Consider the following 18,514-nt stretch of genomic DNA (forward strand, 5'->3'; position numbering starts at 1 on the left):
ACTACAGACAAACCAACCCAGAAAAAATAAAGAAATTATACAAGACCAAAAATGGAATTCTAACATTTTTAGACTTCCAAATGCAAAACTGGACACAAAATCACATAAAAATTAAATAAGCCTATAAAATTTTACAGACTCCTTTTTTTTAAAATTTTAATTTCTCAAAATTTATATGCTATTTTTTACATAACTATTGTTATAGAATGAGGAATTAAAACCATGAAGTATAATCCGAAAGTGTTACTGTATATTTTAATGTTATCAACAATGGGCATCAACACTCCATTAAGCATTATTGGTATAATATCACAGATTTCAGAGTATTTCAATACTTCAATTGCTATTTCCGGATTATATGTGTCCTCATTTACATTTACAATTGCCGTAACCGGATTGTTCATACCGATTTTCTTTTCAAAATATGAGATTAAAAAGACATTCATCACGATACTTGGGATTTTTGCAATTTCAAACATACTGATAATATTTACACACAGCATCTACATTGCAACATTCTTCAGGGTTCTCTCAGCAGTATTCTATCCTGCATTCATTTCAATCGCATTGACATTCTGTGAAAAGATTGCACCTGCCGGTCAGGAACAGGACTACATTACCAAGATATTGCTTGGAATTTCAATCGGAAGCATTGTGGGATTGCCTATTACAACAGGATTCGGAACAATCTTCGGTTATCAGGTGGCCATGAGCTGGATTTTCCTATTCAACCTGATAACATTGATTTTAATCATAATATTCTTCCCATCAATACCTGGAAAGTCAAAAAGCTATGAAATGCCTTTGTCAAGCATTAAATCAAAGGAATTCATACTGGCAACTCTTGGAATCATCATGATGCCGATAGGTGCAAGCATAGTCTACAATTACCTGCCGTACTTCCTGCAGACAGTCAGTCATGTCTACACATATAAGTTAAGCGTATTCCTTTTTGCCTATGGTGTAGTTTCCATTTTCGGAACATGGCTTGGAGGAAAACTGATCTATAAAAAAGACAAGGCCACATTAATTGTTTTCCAGCTTGTATGTGCGGCAGTGTTTTTAGGAATCTATCTTTTAAGTGACAATCTACTTCCAGTTTTAATATTAATTCTAATATTCGGAATCCTTGACGGTATGGGATATAATCTCATCCAATACATTGAAACATCAGTATTGCCGGAAAGCCCTGAACTTGCAAACGGCATATTCTTAAGCGTATTGAACGGTGGAATTGCATTGGGCATTGCAATTGGAGGATTTTTAGTCGATGGATTTGGTGTAATGTCAATATTTACAAGTGGGATAGTGTTTTTATTATTGGCATTCCTTTTATTGGTTTATGTTATTTTTATTTTAAAAATTCCCCTAAAATATTAAATTATATATTAAATGATAAACAAAAATTAAATCATAAATATATATGAATATTAGGTGTAGTAAATGGCTAATTATCATGACGAAATTTTAAAATTTGAAGAAATTGCAAAAGAACATACTCAATATATGAGAAACAGTATCAACTTGATTGCTTCTGAAAACGTTACAAGTGTAGAAGTAACAGAAGCAGTAGCAACCGATTTTGCTCACAGATACGCAGAAGGACAAGCATTCCAGAGATTCTATGAAGGATGCCAATATGTTGACCAAGTGGAAGACATGACCAAAAAGCTTTCATGCAAAGTTTACGACTGTGACTATGCTAACGTTCAACCTGTCTCAGGTGTAACCGCTAACCTCGCAGCATTCTTTGGTTTTGCAAAACCTGGTGAAAAAGTAATGGCATTGGAAGTGCCTTCTGGAGGACACATTTCCCACGCAGACGTAAGTGCTGCAGGTATCCGTGGACTCAAGACAGTTTTCCACCCATTAAACAAAGAGATAATGAACATCGACATCGATGCAATGAACAAGAAAATACTCGAAGAAAAACCAAAAATAGTATTGTTCGGTGGAAGTTTATTCTTATTCCCTCACCCAATTAAAGAAGCTCGTGAAGCAGCTGATGAAGTTGGAGCAACTATCATGTACGATGGTGCACATGTATTAGGTCTTATTGCTGGAGGACAATTCCAACAACCTCTTAAAGAAGGAGCAGACGTGATGATGGGAAGTACTCACAAAACATTCCCTGGCCCACAAGGAGGAATCATCCTTTCCCACAAGGAAAACGAAGAGCTCATTGACAATGCAGTGTTCCCAGGTGTCGTAAGTAACCACCACTTGCACCACTTGCTCGGTTTAGGTATTGCAACCGCTGAAATGTTAGAATTCGGTGAAGCTTACGCAAAACAAACCATTAAAAACGCACAAGCATTAGGTCAAGCAATGTACGAATTAGGATTTGACGTTTTATGTGAAGAACAAGGATTCACACAATCCCATCAAGTTGCTGTTGACTTAAGCGCAATCAGATCTGCATCCGACATTGCAAAAGAATTGGCAGACAACAATGTAATCCTAAACAAAAACCTCTTGCCTGGTGACGACCGTGACAATTCTGACAACCCATCAGGTATCAGAATCGGTACTCAGGAAATCACAAGAAGAGGATTAAAAGAAAAAGAAATGGAAGAAGTTGCAGGATTCATCAAACGTGTCGCAGTTGATAAAGAAGACATTGCAGATGAAGTAGCTGAATTCATGAACCAATACACTACTTTAGATTACGCATTCTCTGACAGAGACGCTTACGAATATCACAAATTATAGATTAATATGAGAATAGCCTTTGCATTTACTGGAGCTGGTCATTTACTTCGTGAATCAGTGCAAGTTGCTCTTAAATTAGCCAAAGAGCATGAAGTCACTGTATTTCTATCTGGGGCAGCGGAAGAAGTCCTTAAGATGTATGGACTTTATGAAAGTGTTGTCAGCATAACTGGAGGAAAGTACAGGGAATTGGCCACTGATTCCAACCAAAAATTTTCATATCCAATAACAGGTCGCCTATCTCTAGGAAAATATGACCTGTTGATCGTCTCACCGGCTACAGCAAATACGGTTTCAAAAATTGTCTATGGGATAGCGGATACTCTTGTTACAAATGCGGTGGCACAAGCAGGAAAAGGGGCTGTACCAGTTTATATGGTGCCTGTTGATATTCATCCGGGTCCAATTGATACAGTATTGCCTTCCAAAATAGAATTGTCAAAATGTGAAAACTGTGATGATTGTGTTGCGGCATTGGTATGTGAACAGGGAGCTATTATTCCACATTCCGAAATTGACTTGACAAAGTGTATTGGTTGTGGTTTGTGCAGAAATTCATGTCCAAACGATGCAATTTCAGAGGGCAAAATCGTAACAATCTATATGAGGGATATCGATATTGAAAATACTCGCAAGCTTGAAAGTATTGACAATATCAAAATATTTGAAAACCCAGAAGAGATCTTAGATAAAATCTAAGCAATCTCCTATTTTTATTTTTAACTTATCTTTTTTTGTTTCCAGAATATATTTTGCTTGTTTTTTTGGCTTATGGAATTTCCAAGGTTTCAGGCTGATTTTTTCAAAAACGATGTTGTTTTCATCCAAAAAATAGACATCAATTTCGCTCATCATGAACATGGTATGTATGCTGGAGTCTTTGAGGTTTGAGAATAATAGGGCAAAATCAATATTTTTCTTTCCCATCAATCCTTTAAATCGCTTAAAAAAAGTATCTGCATGGATAATTTTGATATCAATGCATTGATTGTTTGTTTTATTGAAAATCATAAACTTAATATCTTAAATAAGATATTTAAGTTTTTGACATGGCCAAATCACTATTGCAATGTGCCCATGCCGTATGATTTTGATTCAAGGTTTCCTTCATTAAGGTCCTTTAGTGCTGTTTCGAAATCTTCAGCTGAAAATGCACCAGGTATGATTAGCCTTTCGCCTTTTTCACTGATTATGAAACATGGAGTTGAGGTTATTGAATGTGTGAGTGCCTCGTCCCTGTCCAATTCCACTTCAATGTTATAGTAGTTGTTTTCAAGGATTTTTTCAGCCTCTTCGGCATCAATTCCGCAGGAAACTGCAATTTTTGTCAAGACCTTATTGTCGGCAATGTTTTCGTTTTCAACGAAATTTGCCTTGAAAATCTCTTCAACAAGTCCTAATGTGTCTTCGGAATATTTGCTTTGTATGAACTTGCATAACCTGTGAGCGTCCTTGGAGCTTCTAAGAGTCATATCCTTGAAATTCATTTCCAAGCCGTCATCTGAAGCTATTTTTTCTATTTCAATGAGCTTTTCCTCTGCTTCCTTTTCTGTGATGTTGAGTTTTTCTGCATATCTTTCGATTGCGCTCACACTTTCCTTTCTCACTAAGGGTTCAAGTTCAAAAGATTTGATTTCCCATTCAACATCCAAATCAAGATTGGCAATGGCCTTCTTGAGTCTGTTGATTCCGATATATGAATATGGACAGTTAAAATTGATTAAATAAATTATATTCATTTCTTTTCCTCTTTTTTAGATTTAGAATCCTTTTTAGTCATTTTATAAAGTTTTGTTAAGTTATCAATTGACTTTAATATTGTATTATATTTTCTATAAAATCCCATTTTATCACTTAATTAATTATTAGTAGATTTTTCAATATATTAACTTCCTTATGCAATATATTAAATATTTAGTAATAATAATATTATTTATAGAAATTGATTTATAAGTGAGTTTTCATGAATTTCAAAAATTACTATTTAATATGTGCATTAATCATTGCATTAATATGTGCTAGCGGTGTTGTTAGTGCAGTATCAGACGTAAATGACACTGTCTCTGAGATTGATACCACTAGTGATGTTTCAATCATCAATCAGGATGATTTAATCAGTACAGATAACGCTAATACAACATTAAACGTTCAGGAAAGTGAAGATACCTCCGCTGCTGCCAGTGATAATGTTACTGCTCAGGAAGCTACTTCTCAAGGTAGTGACAATGTTGCTGTGGCAAGCACAGATTCTTCAAAATCAAATTTAAAAATTACTAACACTACCAATTTTGTCAAATCTGGAGATACACTTTATTTGTATTTGACTGATTTGAAAGGCAATGCAGTGCCTAATAAAAAGGTAACTATAGATTTCAACGGTAATACTTACTCTAAAACAACCGATGCTAACGGTAAGTTCGGCATTAAGGTTACCTCATCAAAGAAATCCGATTCCATGAACATCAATTTTAAGGGCGATGATAAATATAACGCATTTTCCAAGACTTTCAAGTTCTATATTGAAAATTCAATTTCTATTCAAATCGGAAACTCCAAACTGCTAACTAACGGATATCTTAGAGTCTATTTGAAAGGTCCAACAAGTTCGATTTCAGGCAAGACTGTCAAGATAACCATTGGTAAGAAAGTGTTTACAAAAAAGGTCAGTCCTGAAGGATTTGTGGTCATAAAGCCTATGGTCGGCGCAAAAACATATGATATTGTTGTCCAGTTTGGAAATTATGTCATCTCTAAAAAGGTCAAGTGTGTTAAGGGGGACGTGAAAAATCCTTTAAAAACCAAGGTTCCTACAGTAAACGGTGTTCCGGATATTGATTCAATGCCTTCAAAGTTTGTCATGGGGGACAATGATGCCCAATACACACTTAAAAAGTCTCAATATCGTGAAGTTATTAAAAGAGACAGTTATTCATTATATTTATACGGTAAATTGTCAAAGTATGTCTTCTTCAAAACAAAGGCATCCCCTAAAGTTTATCATATCCTAAAACGTGAGAAATGGAACGTAATTGAAAGGGCAATCAATACAAAGATTGTCAAGATGAATACAAAGAAAAACTATTGGCCAAAAACAATTACAGTTTCCCTTAAAGGAAAATCATACACCTATCCGGTAGTTCGTGACATTCAAAATACAGGGTATACTTGTGGCCCTACCTCAGCAAGCGTATGTAGTCAGGCTTTAAAGAAATACAACTCTGAAAAGTTTTTCCAAATCAAGGCTCATGTGACAAGCGGTGTCAATATTCCGGACCTAAAAAGAGCTTTGGACACTACTAAGTTTAAGACATCTTACTTCTATACTGGATCATTCAACAGTGCCATTAAACAATTGGCAAAAGGAGGAGCTGCCTTAATCGCTTTCCTTCCAAATCATTATGTCTCCATTGTAGACGTAAGTCATGACGGCAAGAAAATTTTGGTAAGTAACTCTTATGGGGATTATAATGTTGGCGGGGACAGCAAGGTTCCCACTACATGGGTTTCTGTCAAGTACTTCAAAAGCAAATTTGCCGGTGTTGGCTTAGTGGTCAAGCTTAATTATAAATTATCCAAAAAAGATAAGAAGCTAGTCAAGAATGCTTATTCAAGTATGGGCAAAAAATGGACCGGTCAAAACACTAATGAGAGAATTCCAAATATTGGTTTATAATCTCTTATTTTTTTTCTATTTTTTTAATAAATCCACTTATTCTCTAAAAATAATTATTTTTTCATTAAAGTTATCAAATTCGTGTAATTCTAAATTTTAATTACTTTAAAAATCTATACATTTTTAAAAATTTTTCTAATTGCCATAACCTTTATTTATTAACTAAAACAAAAACATATATATTGTAAATTAATTGATATGTGTGTCGATACGAAGTAGGTTGTTTAGGAAAAAATCGAACATATATCAGATTTTCAAATCAAATTTAAATGCATTATTTATGAGGAGTTAAAATGCCAATAAAAGAGGCAGATAAATCATACGACCATGATAAAATAGAAAAAAAAGTTCAAAAATTCTGGAAAGAAGAAGAAACTTTTAAAAAAGTAAATGAACTTAGAGAACAAGGCGAAAGATATTCATTTTTGGATGGCCCACCATATTGTAGTGGTAAAATCCACTTGGGAACAGCTTGGAACAAAATCATCAAGGATTCTTACCTTAGATACAAATCCATGAACGGATTTAGCTTAAGAAGGCAAGCCGGATGGGATATGCACGGTCTTCCAATTGAAAATAAAGTTGAACATCTTATGGGAATTCAATCCAAACAGGAAATTGAAGAGGATATTGGAATTGATAAATTCGTAGATAAATGTAAGGAATTCGCAATTGAAAACAAAATTGCCATGGAAAAAGAATTTGATCAATTAGGTGTTTGGATGGATTGGGATGACCCATACATGACCCTTGATCCTAAATACATGGAATCCTCATGGTGGATGCTTAAAAGAGCAAATGAACAAGACTTACTTTTGAATGACCAAAGGGTTATCAGCTGGTGTCCTCATTGTGGAACTGCACTTGCAGCCGCTGAAATAGAATATGAAGAAAAAGTGGACCCTTCCATTTTCATTAAATTCCCGGTCACTGGTGAGGAAAACACTTACTTCCTGGTATGGACCACCACTCCTTGGACTTTACCGGCTAACCTTGCAATTTGTGCAAACCCTGAATTTGATTATGTTTACGTTTCAAAAGACGGTGAAACTTACATTTTAGCTGAAAACCTGATGGAAGACGTATTGGGCAAGCAAGTTAAAATCCACAGAACCAAGATTCCTGCTGAAAACGAGGATGAGGAAGATCAAATAATTGAAGAAAAAGAAGTGATGTATGAGATTATCAAAACCGTAAAAGGTGAAGAGTTAATTGGTCAAGCTTATGATTATATCTTAGCGGATGAAATTCCAAAACAAATGGAATTTGATTCTGAAATCGAAAAAGTTCACACAATATTGCCTGGAGACCATGTAGAGCTTGGAGAAGGTACAGGTTTAGTTCATACTGCACCAGGACATGGTCCGGACGACTTTGAAGTGGGTAAAGCTAATGGACTTCCAATATTCTGTCCGGTAGGTGAAGACGGATGCTTCACTGAAGATGCAGGTAAATACGATGGAAAATTCACCAAAGAAGAAAACCAACAAATCATCGATGACTTGGAAGCTAAAAATTTAATGTACAGGGCTGAAACCATTGAGCACAGATACGGTGTATGTTGGAGATGTAAAACCCCAATCATCTACCGTGCAACCAAACAATGGTTCTTGAAAGTCACTGAAATCAAGCAAAAAATGTTGGATGAAATTGAAAAAGTTGAATGGGTACCTAAATGGGCTGGAGAAGGAAGGTTCCATGATTGGGTAGACAACGCACGTGACTGGACAATTTCAAGACAAAGATACTGGGGTATTCCAATACCAATCTGGGAATGTCCTGACTGTGGCGAGCTTAAAGTAATCGGTTCCTTAAATGAATTAAAAGAAGAATCCTTAACCGAAATCAATGTATCCGACTCAGAACTTATCCACAGGCCATATGTGGATGAAGTGGAAGTGAAATGTGACAAATGTGGAAGTTCCATCAAGAGAATTCCTGACGTATTGGACGTATGGATCGACTCCGGAGTTGCCGGTTGGGCATCACTCTACTATCCTGAAGAAAAGGAAAAATTCGAAGACTGGTTCCCTTATGACTTCATCACAGAAGGTCATGACCAAACCAGAGGTTGGTTCTACTCACAATTAGGTACTGGAGTGATTTCAATGGGTCAAAGTCCATATAAAAAAGTATTGATGCACGGATTCGTCTTGGATGAGCATGGAAACAAGATGTCCAAATCATTAGGTAATGTAGTTGCTCCTGAAGAGGTAATTGAAAAATACGGAGCAGATGTATTGAGATTCTACCTGTTATGGGCTTCAAAACCATGGGACGACCTTAAGTTCGTATGGGAAGAGCTCCTTAACATCAACAAGATGTTCAACATCCTATGGAACGTTTATGTATTCTCAACCACCTACATGTCACTTGACGACTTCAACCCAATCGGATTGACTGAAGACGACATGATTTTAAGATCTGAAGATAAATGGATTATCTCAAAAGCTAACAGTTTAATCAAAGAGGTTGCAGAAGACCTTGAAAAACTATTCTTCCACAAGGCAACAAGAAAAATCAATAACTTCATCCTTGAAGACTTAAGCCGCTGGTATGTAAGGCTTATTCGTGGAAGGACATGGGTTGAAAGTGACGACCCTGATAAATTAGGTGCATACTACAGCTTGTACACTGCACTTGTCAAGTTAATCACAGTATTATGTCCAATAGCTCCTCATGTGTCAGAGGAAATTTACGAAAACCTTGTTAAAGGAGTAAATCCTGAAGCTCCTGAAAGTATTCACATGCTCGACTGGGGATACGATGAAGATGCAATCGACACAGAGCTCGAAGCCAAAATGGATGTTGCCCGTGAAGTGATTGAAGCATCCATCAGGGCAAGGGACATGGCACAATACAAACTCAGATGGCCGGTTTCAGACATCACAGTCGTATCCGAAGATGAAGATGTATTGAACGCTATTGAAGAGTTGACTGACATCATTAAAGATCAATCTAATACTAAAGATGTAATCTGCGCCAGCGAATTTGAAAACCTCTCATACAATGCAAAACCTAACCTCAAAATCTTAGGTCCTAAACTCAAGGGGGACATGGGTAAAGTAGTTAAAGGCCTGAAAATGGCTGACGGTAATCAAATCAAAGCAGATTTAGATGCAAACGGCACTGTTGAAATTGAAGGAATTGAATTAAACTCTGAAGAAGTGTTATTTGATTCAGAACTCCCTGATGATTTTGTTTCATCTGAATTTGAAGGTGGAAACGTATTTGTAAATACAAACGTCACTCTGGAAATCAGACAGGAAGCAATGGCTCGTGAACTCATAAGAAGGGTTCAGGAAATGAGAAAAGACCTTGACTTGGATGTTGAAGCAAACATTAACGTAAGCGTTGAAACCTCCACTGAATTCAAGGACTTGATTGTTCCTCAATCAGAAGTTATCTCTCATGAAATCAGGGCACACAGTTTAATTATTTCTGATACTGAAGAGTGCAGCAAAGACGATAACGATTATACCAAAGAATGGGATATTGAAGGAGAAAAAGTAATTATCTCCATTAAAAACTAAGGGTGTTAAAATGACTTTAGCAGATTCTGAAATTGAATATATTGAAGGAATCCTCGGAAGGGAAATGAACGAATTGGAAGAAGGAATGCTCGACGTAATGTTTTCAGAACATTGTTCCTACAAAAGCAGCAGGCCATTCCTAAGGGCTTTTCCTACTGAAGGGGAAAACATTATTTTAGGTCCGGGTGACGATGCGGGACTTGTAAGCGTAACTGATAAATATGCATTGGCTGTAGGTATGGAATCACACAACCACCCATCAGCTATTGAACCTTACGGAGGGGCAGGAACCGGTATCGGCGGTATCTTAAGGGACATCATTTCCATGGGTGCAATGCCGATAGCACTTCTCGACTCATTAAGATTCGGACCAATCGAAGACGAAAAATCAAAATACTTGTTTGAGCATGTCGTAAAGGGAATTTCCGACTATGGAAACCGTGTTGGAGTTCCAACCGTTGCAGGTGAAATAGAATTTGACGAATCATTCAGGACAAATCCTTTAGTTAACGTAATGTGTGTGGGTCTTGTTGAAAAAGACAAAATAGTTCGTGCACAAGCTCCAAACATCGGTGACGTATTCCTATTGATGGGTGGAACAACCGGTCGTGACGGTATTCACGGTGTAACATTCGCATCTGAAGAATTGACTTCAGACAGTGAAACCGAAGACAGGCCTGCTGTGCAAGTGGCTGACCCATTCACCAAGAAAAGAGTATTGGAAGCATCACTCGAAATCATGGAAAAAATCAATGTCAGTGGTGTCAAGGACTTAGGTGGAGGAGGTCTTACCTGCTGCATTTCAGAACTGGTCGATTCCTCCAAGAATGGGGCATTGGTTGACCTTAGGGCAATACCGTTAAGGGAAACAGGAATGACTCCATATGAAATCATGCTTTCAGAATCCCAGGAAAGAATGGTATTCGTCATAAACCCTGATGATGTTGAACTGGCACAGAAAATCTGTGACAAGCACGAAATCGTATCATCAGTAATCGGTGAGGTAATCGAAGGAAACAACATGATCATTTCCGATGACGGTGAAGAAATCGCCAATTTACCAACAATCCTACTTGCCGACCCCCCTTCAATCGACAGGCCGATCAAGGAAGTTCCTGAAGACACAGAAAAGATTGAACTAAAAGAGCCTGGCGTTTACGAATCCTTGCCTAAGCTATTGTCAAGCCCGAATATCGCTTCCAAGGAATGGGTCTACAAACAGTATGACCATGAGGTTCAGGTCAGAACAGTCGTAAAGCCTGGTGATGATGCAGCGGTCTTAAGAATTGATGAGAACACTGCAATCGCACTTACAACAGACTCCAACACTATCCACACAAAACTGTCCCCATTCGACGGGGCAGCAGGATGTGTAGCAGAGGCAATCAGAAACGTAATATCAATGGGTGCAACACCTTATGCCGTAGTGGACTGCCTTAACTTCGGAAACCCTGAAACCCCTGAAATCCTATGGCAATTCAAGACAGCCATTGAAGGAATGAGCCTTGTGGCTGAAAAGTTCGACGCACCGGTCATAAGCGGAAACGTAAGTTTCTACAATGAAACCGAAGGAATCAAGATCAATCCGACACCTGCTGTTGGTGTAATAGGTGTGGAAGACATCGAAAACATCAGGACCCTTGACTTCAAAAACGAGGGCGACAAGATTCTATTGATCGGTAAGACCTATGACGAGCTGACAGGTTCAGAGTATCACAGATGCATCCACAACCTCGAAAAGGGTACAGCTCCAGGAATCAGAATTGAGGAGGAAGTGGCAAACGGCCAGACAGTCCTCGACTTGATTTCAGATGACAAGGACAAAAACATCACTGCCGTTCACGATGTCTCAGCAGGTGGACTTGCAGTCGCACTTTCCGAAATGGTCATCAAGTCAGGTCTCGGATGCGATGTTGAGCTCACCGACGATGAACTGGATAAGATACAGTTACTGTACTCAGAAAGTCACGCAAGATACCTCTTGACAGTCAGGGCCGAAGCGGTCGATGACATCCTATCACAAATCAGCGTACCTGTTCAAGTGATTGGGGAAGTCAAAGGCACTTCATTAAATGTGAATGGCCATGAGTTCAGCTATGATGATTTGAACGATGCATATCATGGCGTAATTGAAAAATACATGGTATAATCCTGGAGTTTAAAGAATGTTCTTTTCAAAACTGGATTCATTGTCAAATGCAATGAAGCTGATCAGCGATAACCAAAGGGTCACTGACATAGAGGAGATTTCCATTCATGACGCCCACAGGAGGGTTTTGGCTGAAGACATTATTGCATTTCATGACTCACCGCCATTCGACAAGTCAGCGATGGACGGATTTGCATTGATTGCCGAGGAAACATTTGGAGCGTCAAATTCAGTGCCGAAGGAATTCAAGATAGTTGATGCAATTGGCGCAGGAGATTTTTCATCCAAAACAGTCAAGGATAATGAGGCCATTGTCATAGCGACAGGCGCACCTATTCCGGATGGCGCCAATGCGGTTCTGATGAAGGAGTACACAACAACCGATGGCGACGACCTGACAATCTACTCCCAGGTCACTCCGGGCGAAAACATAAGTCCGAAGTCCGAGGACATCGAGAAGGGCCAGAAAATCCTGGACAGGAACACCTTCATAAGATATCAGGAATTGGGCCTAATAGCTTCAGCCGGTTACGATACCGTCAAGGTTTATAAGAAGCCTAAGGTAAAGCTCATCATTACAGGCAACGAGCTTGTTGAGCCGACCAAGGAGGAAATCGACAAGGCCAAGATTATCAATTCCAATCAGTTCACCATAAAGGCAATGGTTGAGGATTCAGGAGCCATTTGTGAAATCTGCCATGCAGGAGACACTTTCGATGAGGTCAAGGAGGCAGTTTTGGAGGCTTCCAAGGATTATGACGTTATCATGACCACAGGAGGAACAGCAATCAGTAAGGGGGATGTTGTTCTTGATGTGGTTGACGATTTAGGCGAAATACTCTTCCATGGCGTTGCAATCAGGCCAGGAAAACCTGCAGGTGCAGGCATTGTAAACGGTAAGATGGTTTTCACATTTTCAGGCCAGCCTGTGGCTGCGATGTCACAGTTTGACATGTTTGCAAGAAAATACCTCTTTGAAATGCAGGGAAGGGAATTTGATTTCCATATCGTAAAAAGGATATCCCAACTTAAGATACCTTCCCAGCTGGGCAGGACCGATTTCATACGTGCTGTGTCAGATGACGAGTGTGCAAAGCATGTGCTCAATAGAGGTTCCGGCATTATTCGGTCAATGGTTGAGGCGAACAGCTATATCATCATTGACGAAAATGATGAAGGATATCAAAAGGACGATTTAGTTGATGTAGTCCTATTTGATTCACTACTTTGGTAGCTAATGAGGCAATTTAATGAATGGGATTTATTATTATTTGATAGCTTTTGCTGTCATCTGGATATTGGTTGCAATATTTCGAGAAAGGTTGTCCACGCATGGGGTGGAGCTTAACTTTCCGGTCATCATGTGGAAGACCCAAAAGTTAAGGGGACTGATATCCAGAATTTCCAACCTTTCACCTAAATTTTGGCGATGGTACATGAATGTTGGTGTCATTGTAGCTTTTGGAGCAATGATATTCATAACATGGACGATTGTATCCACATTGCCGTCGGTTTTTGAAACTCCCAGCGTTTCCATAGTGATTCCTGGGGTTGATATTCCTGGTTCTCAAATTTATGTTCCGTTTGTTTACGGACTGATAGCTCTTGCTACCGTACTGGTGGTGCATGAGTTTTCACACGGTATACAGGCTATTGGTGAAAAAATTCCAATAAAATCAATAGGATTGTTATTATTTGCGATTATTCCAGGCGCATTTGTCGAACCCGATGAGGAAAAGCTCAAGAAGGCTAAAAGATCTTCAAAACTAAGGGTTTATGCTGCGGGTTCAATTGCCAATGTAACGCTGGCTTTGATTGCACTTATTCTTTTGTCATTGGTGTCTGCAGGAATACCTCAATTCTTTGAGGAGGATGGAATTGCAGTTGACAGAATAGTTCCTGATTCACCTTCCGAGGGAATATTGAAGGAAGGTATGGTTCTGCAGGAGATTGATAATCATAGGATTAATGATTCACAGGCCTATGTTGATATTGTGAGTTCATTTTCACCCAGAGATAATGTGGAAGTCAAGACAGACCAGGGCACCTATCATATAACCCTTGCAAAAAATCCTAACAATGAGTCTGTAGGATTTTTTGGAATCCAGGCAAATAAGCATTTTGAGCTGATAAATGATAGTTGGGGACCTTTGCCATGGATTTTGTTTGAGCTTGCAGAGCTCTTTCAATGGATTTCAATGTTGAATCTGGGTATAGGTCTATTCAATCTACTTCCAATCAAACCTTTGGATGGAGGTTACATGCTTGAGATATTGCTCAGCTACAAACTGTCAGAACGGCAGTATAAACCTATTGTAAATGCATTATCAATGGTTTTGGCAATGGTTATTGTGTTCAGTATAGTCGCAGGATTCCTTTAGTTTTTACGATAACTTAATATAATAAGGTTTAATAGATAGTATTATTAAGGAGGGATATTTGACGAAATTTATTAAAAAATCGGCACTAATGCTTGTTTGTGCAATATTCTTATTGCTTGTAATAGGTTCAGTTCAAGCAGGAGATTTGAATGACACAAGCGTTTTGGCTGATGTTGACATTGAAACAGATGCTGTCGATGTTGATTTAGTTTCTGAAGAGAATTCAGTTGGTGAAAGTAATGTTAAAACATTCACTGATTTGGAAGACCGGATAGATGGATTTTCAACTTCTGTTGTAACTTTAAATGAAAGTTATAAATTTAATCCTGATGCTGATGTTTGGAACACTTATGGGTATTATATATCTAGTGATATGACTTTAATCGGTGAAAATAACTGTTATATTGACGGCAGTAATTCTATAGGTTTATTATGCATTGATTCCAATTGTAATGTTGTTTTAGAAAATATCACTTTTAAAAATGGAAAGACAACCAATGTATATAGTGGTTCAGCAATTCGTTTGGGTGAAGGCTCCAATTTAACCATTATAAATTGTGTTTTTGAGAGTAATATTGTAGAAAATCTTAACGGTGGTGCATTATTCACTCAAGAAAATACAAATATTACAATTCGTAATTCAACATTTAAAGGCAATATAGCCCGTGATAATTCTGGCAGTGCAAAACTTGGAATGGGCAGTGCAATTTATGCGGATAGAGGTTCATCCTTAAATATGTATGACTCCAAATTTATAGGCAATAATGCAAAATTGGCCACAGTTCTTTTAATCAGTTCACTTGATGGTATAGAAACCATTGAAAGTCATGCATATGTAGAAAATTGTCTGTTTGATAATAATAAAGCGGATAAATATTCAGGATTTTATCTGGATGAATATGGAACCGCTGAATTTATAAATTCAACTTTTAAAAACAATAACGCACAAGTTGGAGGAGCATTGATTTTGGATTCAACTCCATACGCTTTAATTAAAAATTGTGTTTTTGAAAAAAATTCAGGCACTTCAGGTGCAGCAGTCAGGTTGGCTCATGATCATGATTCTTCAAATGTTGAGGTGATAGGATCTAAATTCAGTCAAAACACTGCAGAATATGGAGGGGCAATTTATGCTGATAATGCTAAATTAAAAGTATTAAACTGTACCTTCAATGCTAACAAAGCTAGTGAAACAGGCGGCGCAATACGTGAAATCAATAATGGAAAAATTGAGGTATACAATTCATCCTTTACTGGCAATTCCGCAAAAAAAGGAGGGGCAATTTTTTCATCTACTCGAGATGCGGCATCATACAACTGTACATATATTAAAAATTCAGCTTCTGAGTCTTATCCTGACGTTTATGGAGCGGTTGATATTAATATACAAACAGTCAGTTCATATTTTGGAGATGTGAAATTTAAGGTCAAAGTAACTACTCCCTGGGAAACTCTTGTTTCACAAGAGGTCAGAATTAAATTGGTAAGCGGAAAAACAGTCTTCTATTCACCAGCAGATGAAACAAATGAGGAGGGAATAGCATATCTTAAGGTAGCTGATAAAACAGCTGTTGGCAAATACTCCGTTGAACTCTCAAGACATGAGGGTGAATGCACTATCAATAAATTGAGCGTCAATGTTATTGCAGCTCCATGCTCAGTTTCCTTCAATAAGGTAACCATGATATATAGTTGTATCAATTCCGTTAAGGGATATATAACAAATAGCAAGACCAAAAATCCTGTTTCTGGTACAAGGATTAAAATTAAAGTCTACACAGGCAAAAGCTATCGTACATATACTCCTAAATGGGGGATGATGGATCATTTACAATCAACACGGCCAAGCTTGCTGCCGGAAAGCACACCGTTGAGATAACATCTTATGACAAAAACATTAAGATGTCCAAATTCACTTCATCCATCAATGTCAATAAGGCGACTTCAAAGATTGTAGTTCCAAAGACAGCCAAGAAAAACTCAAAAGTTAAGGTTAAGGTTAAAAACAGTGTCAGCGGAAAGCCTATTAAAAAGATTACCTTTAAGATAGTGATGAAGGTTGGAAGCAAAAAGAAAACTGTTGTTGTAAAGTCAAGTTCCAAGGGCGTTTTGAAATTCGACTTGAAGAAATTGTCCAAGGGCAAGTGCAAAATGAATATTCTCACTAAAAACAAGAACTACAACATCAATCAAAAATTCAAATTAAAAATAAATTAGATAATTGGGAGAATAATATTCTTCCTTTTATACTCTTTTTCAAGAATTCAATTTAAAATAAAAAAAGAAAGGTGAAAGAATAATTAAATTCTTTCAGATTTAGAAGTATCTTTCTAGGATTCCTTCTAATATTTTATAGTGACGACCTTCATCTTTGGAGCTTTCACGGAAGAAATCCGCTGCAGTTTCAATACCTGCTTCTTGAGCTTTTTCGGAAGCTTCTCTTTTTTCTGCGTTAGCCATTTTTTCTCCACCCATCATCCATTCGATGTTTTCTTTGAGGGTTGGTTTGATGATTCCGTTCATTTCACAGAATCTTGCAGCGTGTTCAGCTTCTTCCCAAGCTAATCTTTTGAATACTTCAGCTAATTCCCCATAACCTTCACGGGAAGCTTGTCTGGACATAGCTAAGTAGATTCCAACTTCGTTTGTTTCTCCTTCAAAGTTTCCTGCAACAAATTTTTCTACAGGGGTTCCTTTAGTAATTCCAATTTCATGTTCGTATTTAACCATAATAATCCATCCTTATAATTCTTTACATGCTTTAGCTAATGCAACACCTAATTCGTAGCTTGCATCATCTTCTTCTGCGGTTGGTACAAAGTAGATTTCTTGAGTGTCTACAACATCGAATCCACAGTTTCCTAATTCTTCAGCGAGTTTAGCAGGAGCTCCTCCTCTTCCACCCATGGAACCGAAGGTGACTGCTTTTCTTTCAATGCCTGTTCTGTTGAATAACAATCCTTTCAAGTAGTACATGATGTCCCCGATACTTGGGTATGGTACGTCGTTGATGGTAGGGTCTCCAACAGCAATTCCTTTACTGGTTAGGATACTTTTGACGATTTCAGATCTTTCATCTTCGTGCAAGAAGAACATTTCCACATCATATCCTTCAGACATTGCTCCTTCTGCAATTTCGTGAGCCATTTGTTGGGTTGAGTAGTGCATGGTGTCGTAGATGATTGTGATTTTGTCTTCACATACACCGGTAGCCCAGTTTTGGTAAGCTCCGATTACTTGCATAGGGTCGGTCCAGATTTGACCGTGGGATGGTGCAATCATTTTGATTGAGTCGAGTAAACCTAATTCCACTACTTCGTTTAATTTTTTGAGAACTAATTTTGAAAGTGGGGTGATTAAGTTTGCGTAGAACTTTTGTGCTGCGTCCATCAATACGTTTTCAGGGATTTCATCAGAGAATCTTTGTGTGAAACATAAGTGTTGACCGAATGCGTCGTTAGGGAATAAAATACCGGTTTCGTCTGCAAGTAATGTGAACATGCTGTCCGGCCAGTGTAATAAGAATGCGTCGAGGAACGCTAAGGTTCTTCCGCCAACATCCAATGAGTCTCCGGTTCCAACAGTGATGAATTCAGCGCCTTCAAGTGCTGGGTAGTGTTTTAATAAACCTTTAACTGCAATTTCGGTACAGTAGATAGGTGCTTCTGGGAATCTTTTGTGTAAGTCCACTAAAACACCGGAGTGGTCTTTTTCAACGTGGTTTTGAATGATGTAGTCAACTTTGACGTCTCTTCCTTCTTGTGCGAAAGCGTCGTCGATACGTGCCATCATTTCTTTTGTTTTTCCAGGGTAAGCGTTATCGATGATAGCCACTTCATCTTCACCGAATACAATGTATGCATTGTAGGTGGTTCCGTCTAATGTGTAACCGTGATAGGTTCTGAGGTCCCAATCGAGTACACCGATCCAGTATACTCCATCAGCTATTTTTTGTGCATTAGCTTTCATTTTCTAAATCTCCATAATATTTTAGTATAATCCATAATCATATGAATTATTAATATTTTTAGCCATTAGTTTATATATAGTTTTGTTTTATACGAAC

General features: G+C 37.9%; 15 protein-coding genes. 10 read left to right on the top strand and 5 right to left on the bottom strand.

Going from position 1 to position 18,514, the window contains the following annotated elements; genetic code table 11:
- The first annotated feature begins 222 nt into the window (after positions 1 to 222).
- The 3 genes from ILA26_RS10100 (at position 223) to ILA26_RS10110 (ending at position 3,411) form a co-directional block, all read left to right on the top strand.
- Positions 223 to 1,380, top strand: coding sequence for an MFS transporter (locus ILA26_RS10100; protein WP_292896906.1), 1,158 nt, complete (start codon positions 223 to 225; stop codon positions 1,378 to 1,380).
- 63 nt (positions 1,381 to 1,443) lie between these two features.
- Positions 1,444 to 2,712 (top strand): serine hydroxymethyltransferase, encoded by a 1,269-nt coding sequence (gene glyA, locus ILA26_RS10105; RefSeq protein WP_292896908.1) that lies wholly within the window; start codon positions 1,444 to 1,446, stop codon positions 2,710 to 2,712.
- A 6-nt stretch (positions 2,713 to 2,718) separates the two neighbouring features.
- Entirely contained in the window at positions 2,719 to 3,411 is a 693-nt protein-coding gene (locus ILA26_RS10110) for a dihydromethanopterin reductase (acceptor) (protein WP_292896910.1), read from the top strand.
- Here ILA26_RS10110 and ILA26_RS10115 read toward each other — a convergent pair.
- Together ILA26_RS10115 and ILA26_RS10120 are read right to left on the bottom strand one after the other, a co-directional pair.
- Positions 3,397 to 3,723, bottom strand: a complete 327-nt coding sequence (locus ILA26_RS10115; protein WP_292896912.1) for a DUF192 domain-containing protein — start codon at positions 3,721 to 3,723, stop codon at positions 3,397 to 3,399. The two genes, ILA26_RS10110 and ILA26_RS10115, sit on opposite strands and share 15 nt — an antisense overlap.
- 50 nt (positions 3,724 to 3,773) lie before the next feature.
- Positions 3,774 to 4,451, bottom strand: a complete 678-nt coding sequence (locus ILA26_RS10120) for a DsbA family oxidoreductase (RefSeq protein WP_292896914.1) — start codon at positions 4,449 to 4,451, stop codon at positions 3,774 to 3,776.
- A 224-nt stretch (positions 4,452 to 4,675) separates the two neighbouring features.
- On the opposite strand from ILA26_RS10120, the gene ILA26_RS10125 reads away from it, so the two are divergent.
- The 4 genes from ILA26_RS10125 to ILA26_RS10140 all read left to right on the top strand — a co-directional run bounded on the left by ILA26_RS10125 (position 4,676) and on the right by ILA26_RS10140 (position 13,301).
- A complete protein-coding gene (locus tag ILA26_RS10125; RefSeq protein ID WP_292896916.1) occupies positions 4,676 to 6,385 on the top strand; it encodes a hypothetical protein in 1,710 nt (569 codons plus the stop codon).
- A gap of 293 nt (positions 6,386 to 6,678) precedes the next feature.
- Complete coding sequence (gene ileS, locus ILA26_RS10130) at positions 6,679 to 9,918, top strand: isoleucine--tRNA ligase (protein ID WP_292896918.1); 3,240 nt, start codon at positions 6,679 to 6,681, stop codon at positions 9,916 to 9,918.
- Between the two features lie 10 nt (positions 9,919 to 9,928).
- On the top strand, positions 9,929 to 12,067 hold the full coding sequence (gene purL, locus ILA26_RS10135) for a phosphoribosylformylglycinamidine synthase subunit PurL (protein ID WP_292896920.1): 2,139 nt from the start codon (positions 9,929 to 9,931) through the stop codon (positions 12,065 to 12,067).
- Positions 12,068 to 12,083: 16 nt separating this feature from the next.
- The gene (locus tag ILA26_RS10140) at positions 12,084 to 13,301 is read left to right on the top strand and encodes a molybdopterin molybdotransferase MoeA (RefSeq protein ID WP_292896922.1); all 1,218 of its coding nucleotides are present in this window, start codon (positions 12,084 to 12,086) and stop codon (positions 13,299 to 13,301) included.
- Between the two features lie 33 nt (positions 13,302 to 13,334).
- Here ILA26_RS10140 and ILA26_RS10145 read toward each other — a convergent pair whose 3' ends face one another.
- A complete protein-coding gene (locus ILA26_RS10145; RefSeq protein ID WP_292896924.1) occupies positions 13,335 to 13,604 on the bottom strand; it encodes a hypothetical protein in 270 nt (89 codons plus the stop codon).
- Between ILA26_RS10145 and ILA26_RS10150 the strand changes: the two genes are divergently transcribed.
- Genes ILA26_RS10150 through ILA26_RS10160 form a run of 3 tightly spaced genes read left to right on the top strand, consistent with a single transcriptional unit; the run spans position 13,570 to position 16,665 of the window.
- The gene (locus tag ILA26_RS10150; RefSeq protein ID WP_292896926.1) at positions 13,570 to 14,448 is read left to right on the top strand and encodes a site-2 protease family protein; all 879 of its coding nucleotides are present in this window, start codon (positions 13,570 to 13,572) and stop codon (positions 14,446 to 14,448) included. The genes ILA26_RS10145 and ILA26_RS10150 overlap by 35 nt on opposite strands.
- A 58-nt stretch (positions 14,449 to 14,506) precedes the next feature.
- Entirely contained in the window at positions 14,507 to 16,327 is a 1,821-nt protein-coding gene (locus tag ILA26_RS10155) for a right-handed parallel beta-helix repeat-containing protein (protein WP_292896928.1), read from the top strand.
- Entirely contained in the window at positions 16,258 to 16,665 is a 408-nt protein-coding gene (locus ILA26_RS10160) for a hypothetical protein (RefSeq protein ID WP_292896930.1), read from the top strand. The genes ILA26_RS10155 and ILA26_RS10160 overlap by 70 nt, the downstream gene beginning before the upstream one ends.
- 99 nt (positions 16,666 to 16,764) lie before the next feature.
- On the opposite strand, the gene ILA26_RS10165 is transcribed toward ILA26_RS10160, so the two are convergent.
- Entirely contained in the window at positions 16,765 to 17,178 is a 414-nt protein-coding gene (locus tag ILA26_RS10165) for a ferritin family protein (RefSeq protein ID WP_292743010.1), read from the bottom strand.
- A gap of 12 nt (positions 17,179 to 17,190) precedes the next feature.
- Entirely contained in the window at positions 17,191 to 18,417 is a 1,227-nt protein-coding gene (locus ILA26_RS10170; protein WP_292896932.1) for an FprA family A-type flavoprotein, read from the bottom strand.
- Positions 18,418 to 18,514: the final 97 nt, after the last annotated feature.

Source organism: Methanobrevibacter sp. (genome assembly GCF_017940815.1).
GTDB lineage: Archaea > Methanobacteriota > Methanobacteria > Methanobacteriales > Methanobacteriaceae > Methanocatella.

Bases quoted from the DNA above. Each gene is read 5' to 3' on its own strand.
- ILA26_RS10100 (WP_292896906.1), top strand. From the start codon at position 223: ATGAAGTATAATCCGAAAGTGTTACTGTATATTTTAATGTTATCAACA.
- glyA (WP_292896908.1), top strand. From the start codon at position 1,444: ATGGCTAATTATCATGACGAAATTTTAAAATTTGAAGAAATTGCAAAA.
- ILA26_RS10110 (WP_292896910.1), top strand. From the start codon at position 2,719: ATGAGAATAGCCTTTGCATTTACTGGAGCTGGTCATTTACTTCGTGAA.
- ILA26_RS10115 (WP_292896912.1), bottom strand. From the start codon at position 3,723: ATGATTTTCAATAAAACAAACAATCAATGCATTGATATCAAAATTATC.
- ILA26_RS10120 (WP_292896914.1), bottom strand. From the start codon at position 4,451: ATGAATATAATTTATTTAATCAATTTTAACTGTCCATATTCATATATC.
- ILA26_RS10125 (WP_292896916.1), top strand. From the start codon at position 4,676: ATGAATTTCAAAAATTACTATTTAATATGTGCATTAATCATTGCATTA.
- ileS (WP_292896918.1), top strand. From the start codon at position 6,679: ATGCCAATAAAAGAGGCAGATAAATCATACGACCATGATAAAATAGAA.
- purL (WP_292896920.1), top strand. From the start codon at position 9,929: ATGACTTTAGCAGATTCTGAAATTGAATATATTGAAGGAATCCTCGGA.
- ILA26_RS10140 (WP_292896922.1), top strand. From the start codon at position 12,084: ATGTTCTTTTCAAAACTGGATTCATTGTCAAATGCAATGAAGCTGATC.
- ILA26_RS10145 (WP_292896924.1), bottom strand. From the start codon at position 13,604: ATGGAAACGCTGGGAGTTTCAAAAACCGACGGCAATGTGGATACAATC.
- ILA26_RS10160 (WP_292896930.1), top strand. From the start codon at position 16,258: ATGGGGGATGATGGATCATTTACAATCAACACGGCCAAGCTTGCTGCC.
- ILA26_RS10165 (WP_292743010.1), bottom strand. From the start codon at position 17,178: ATGGTTAAATACGAACATGAAATTGGAATTACTAAAGGAACCCCTGTA.
- ILA26_RS10170 (WP_292896932.1), bottom strand. From the start codon at position 18,417: ATGAAAGCTAATGCACAAAAAATAGCTGATGGAGTATACTGGATCGGT.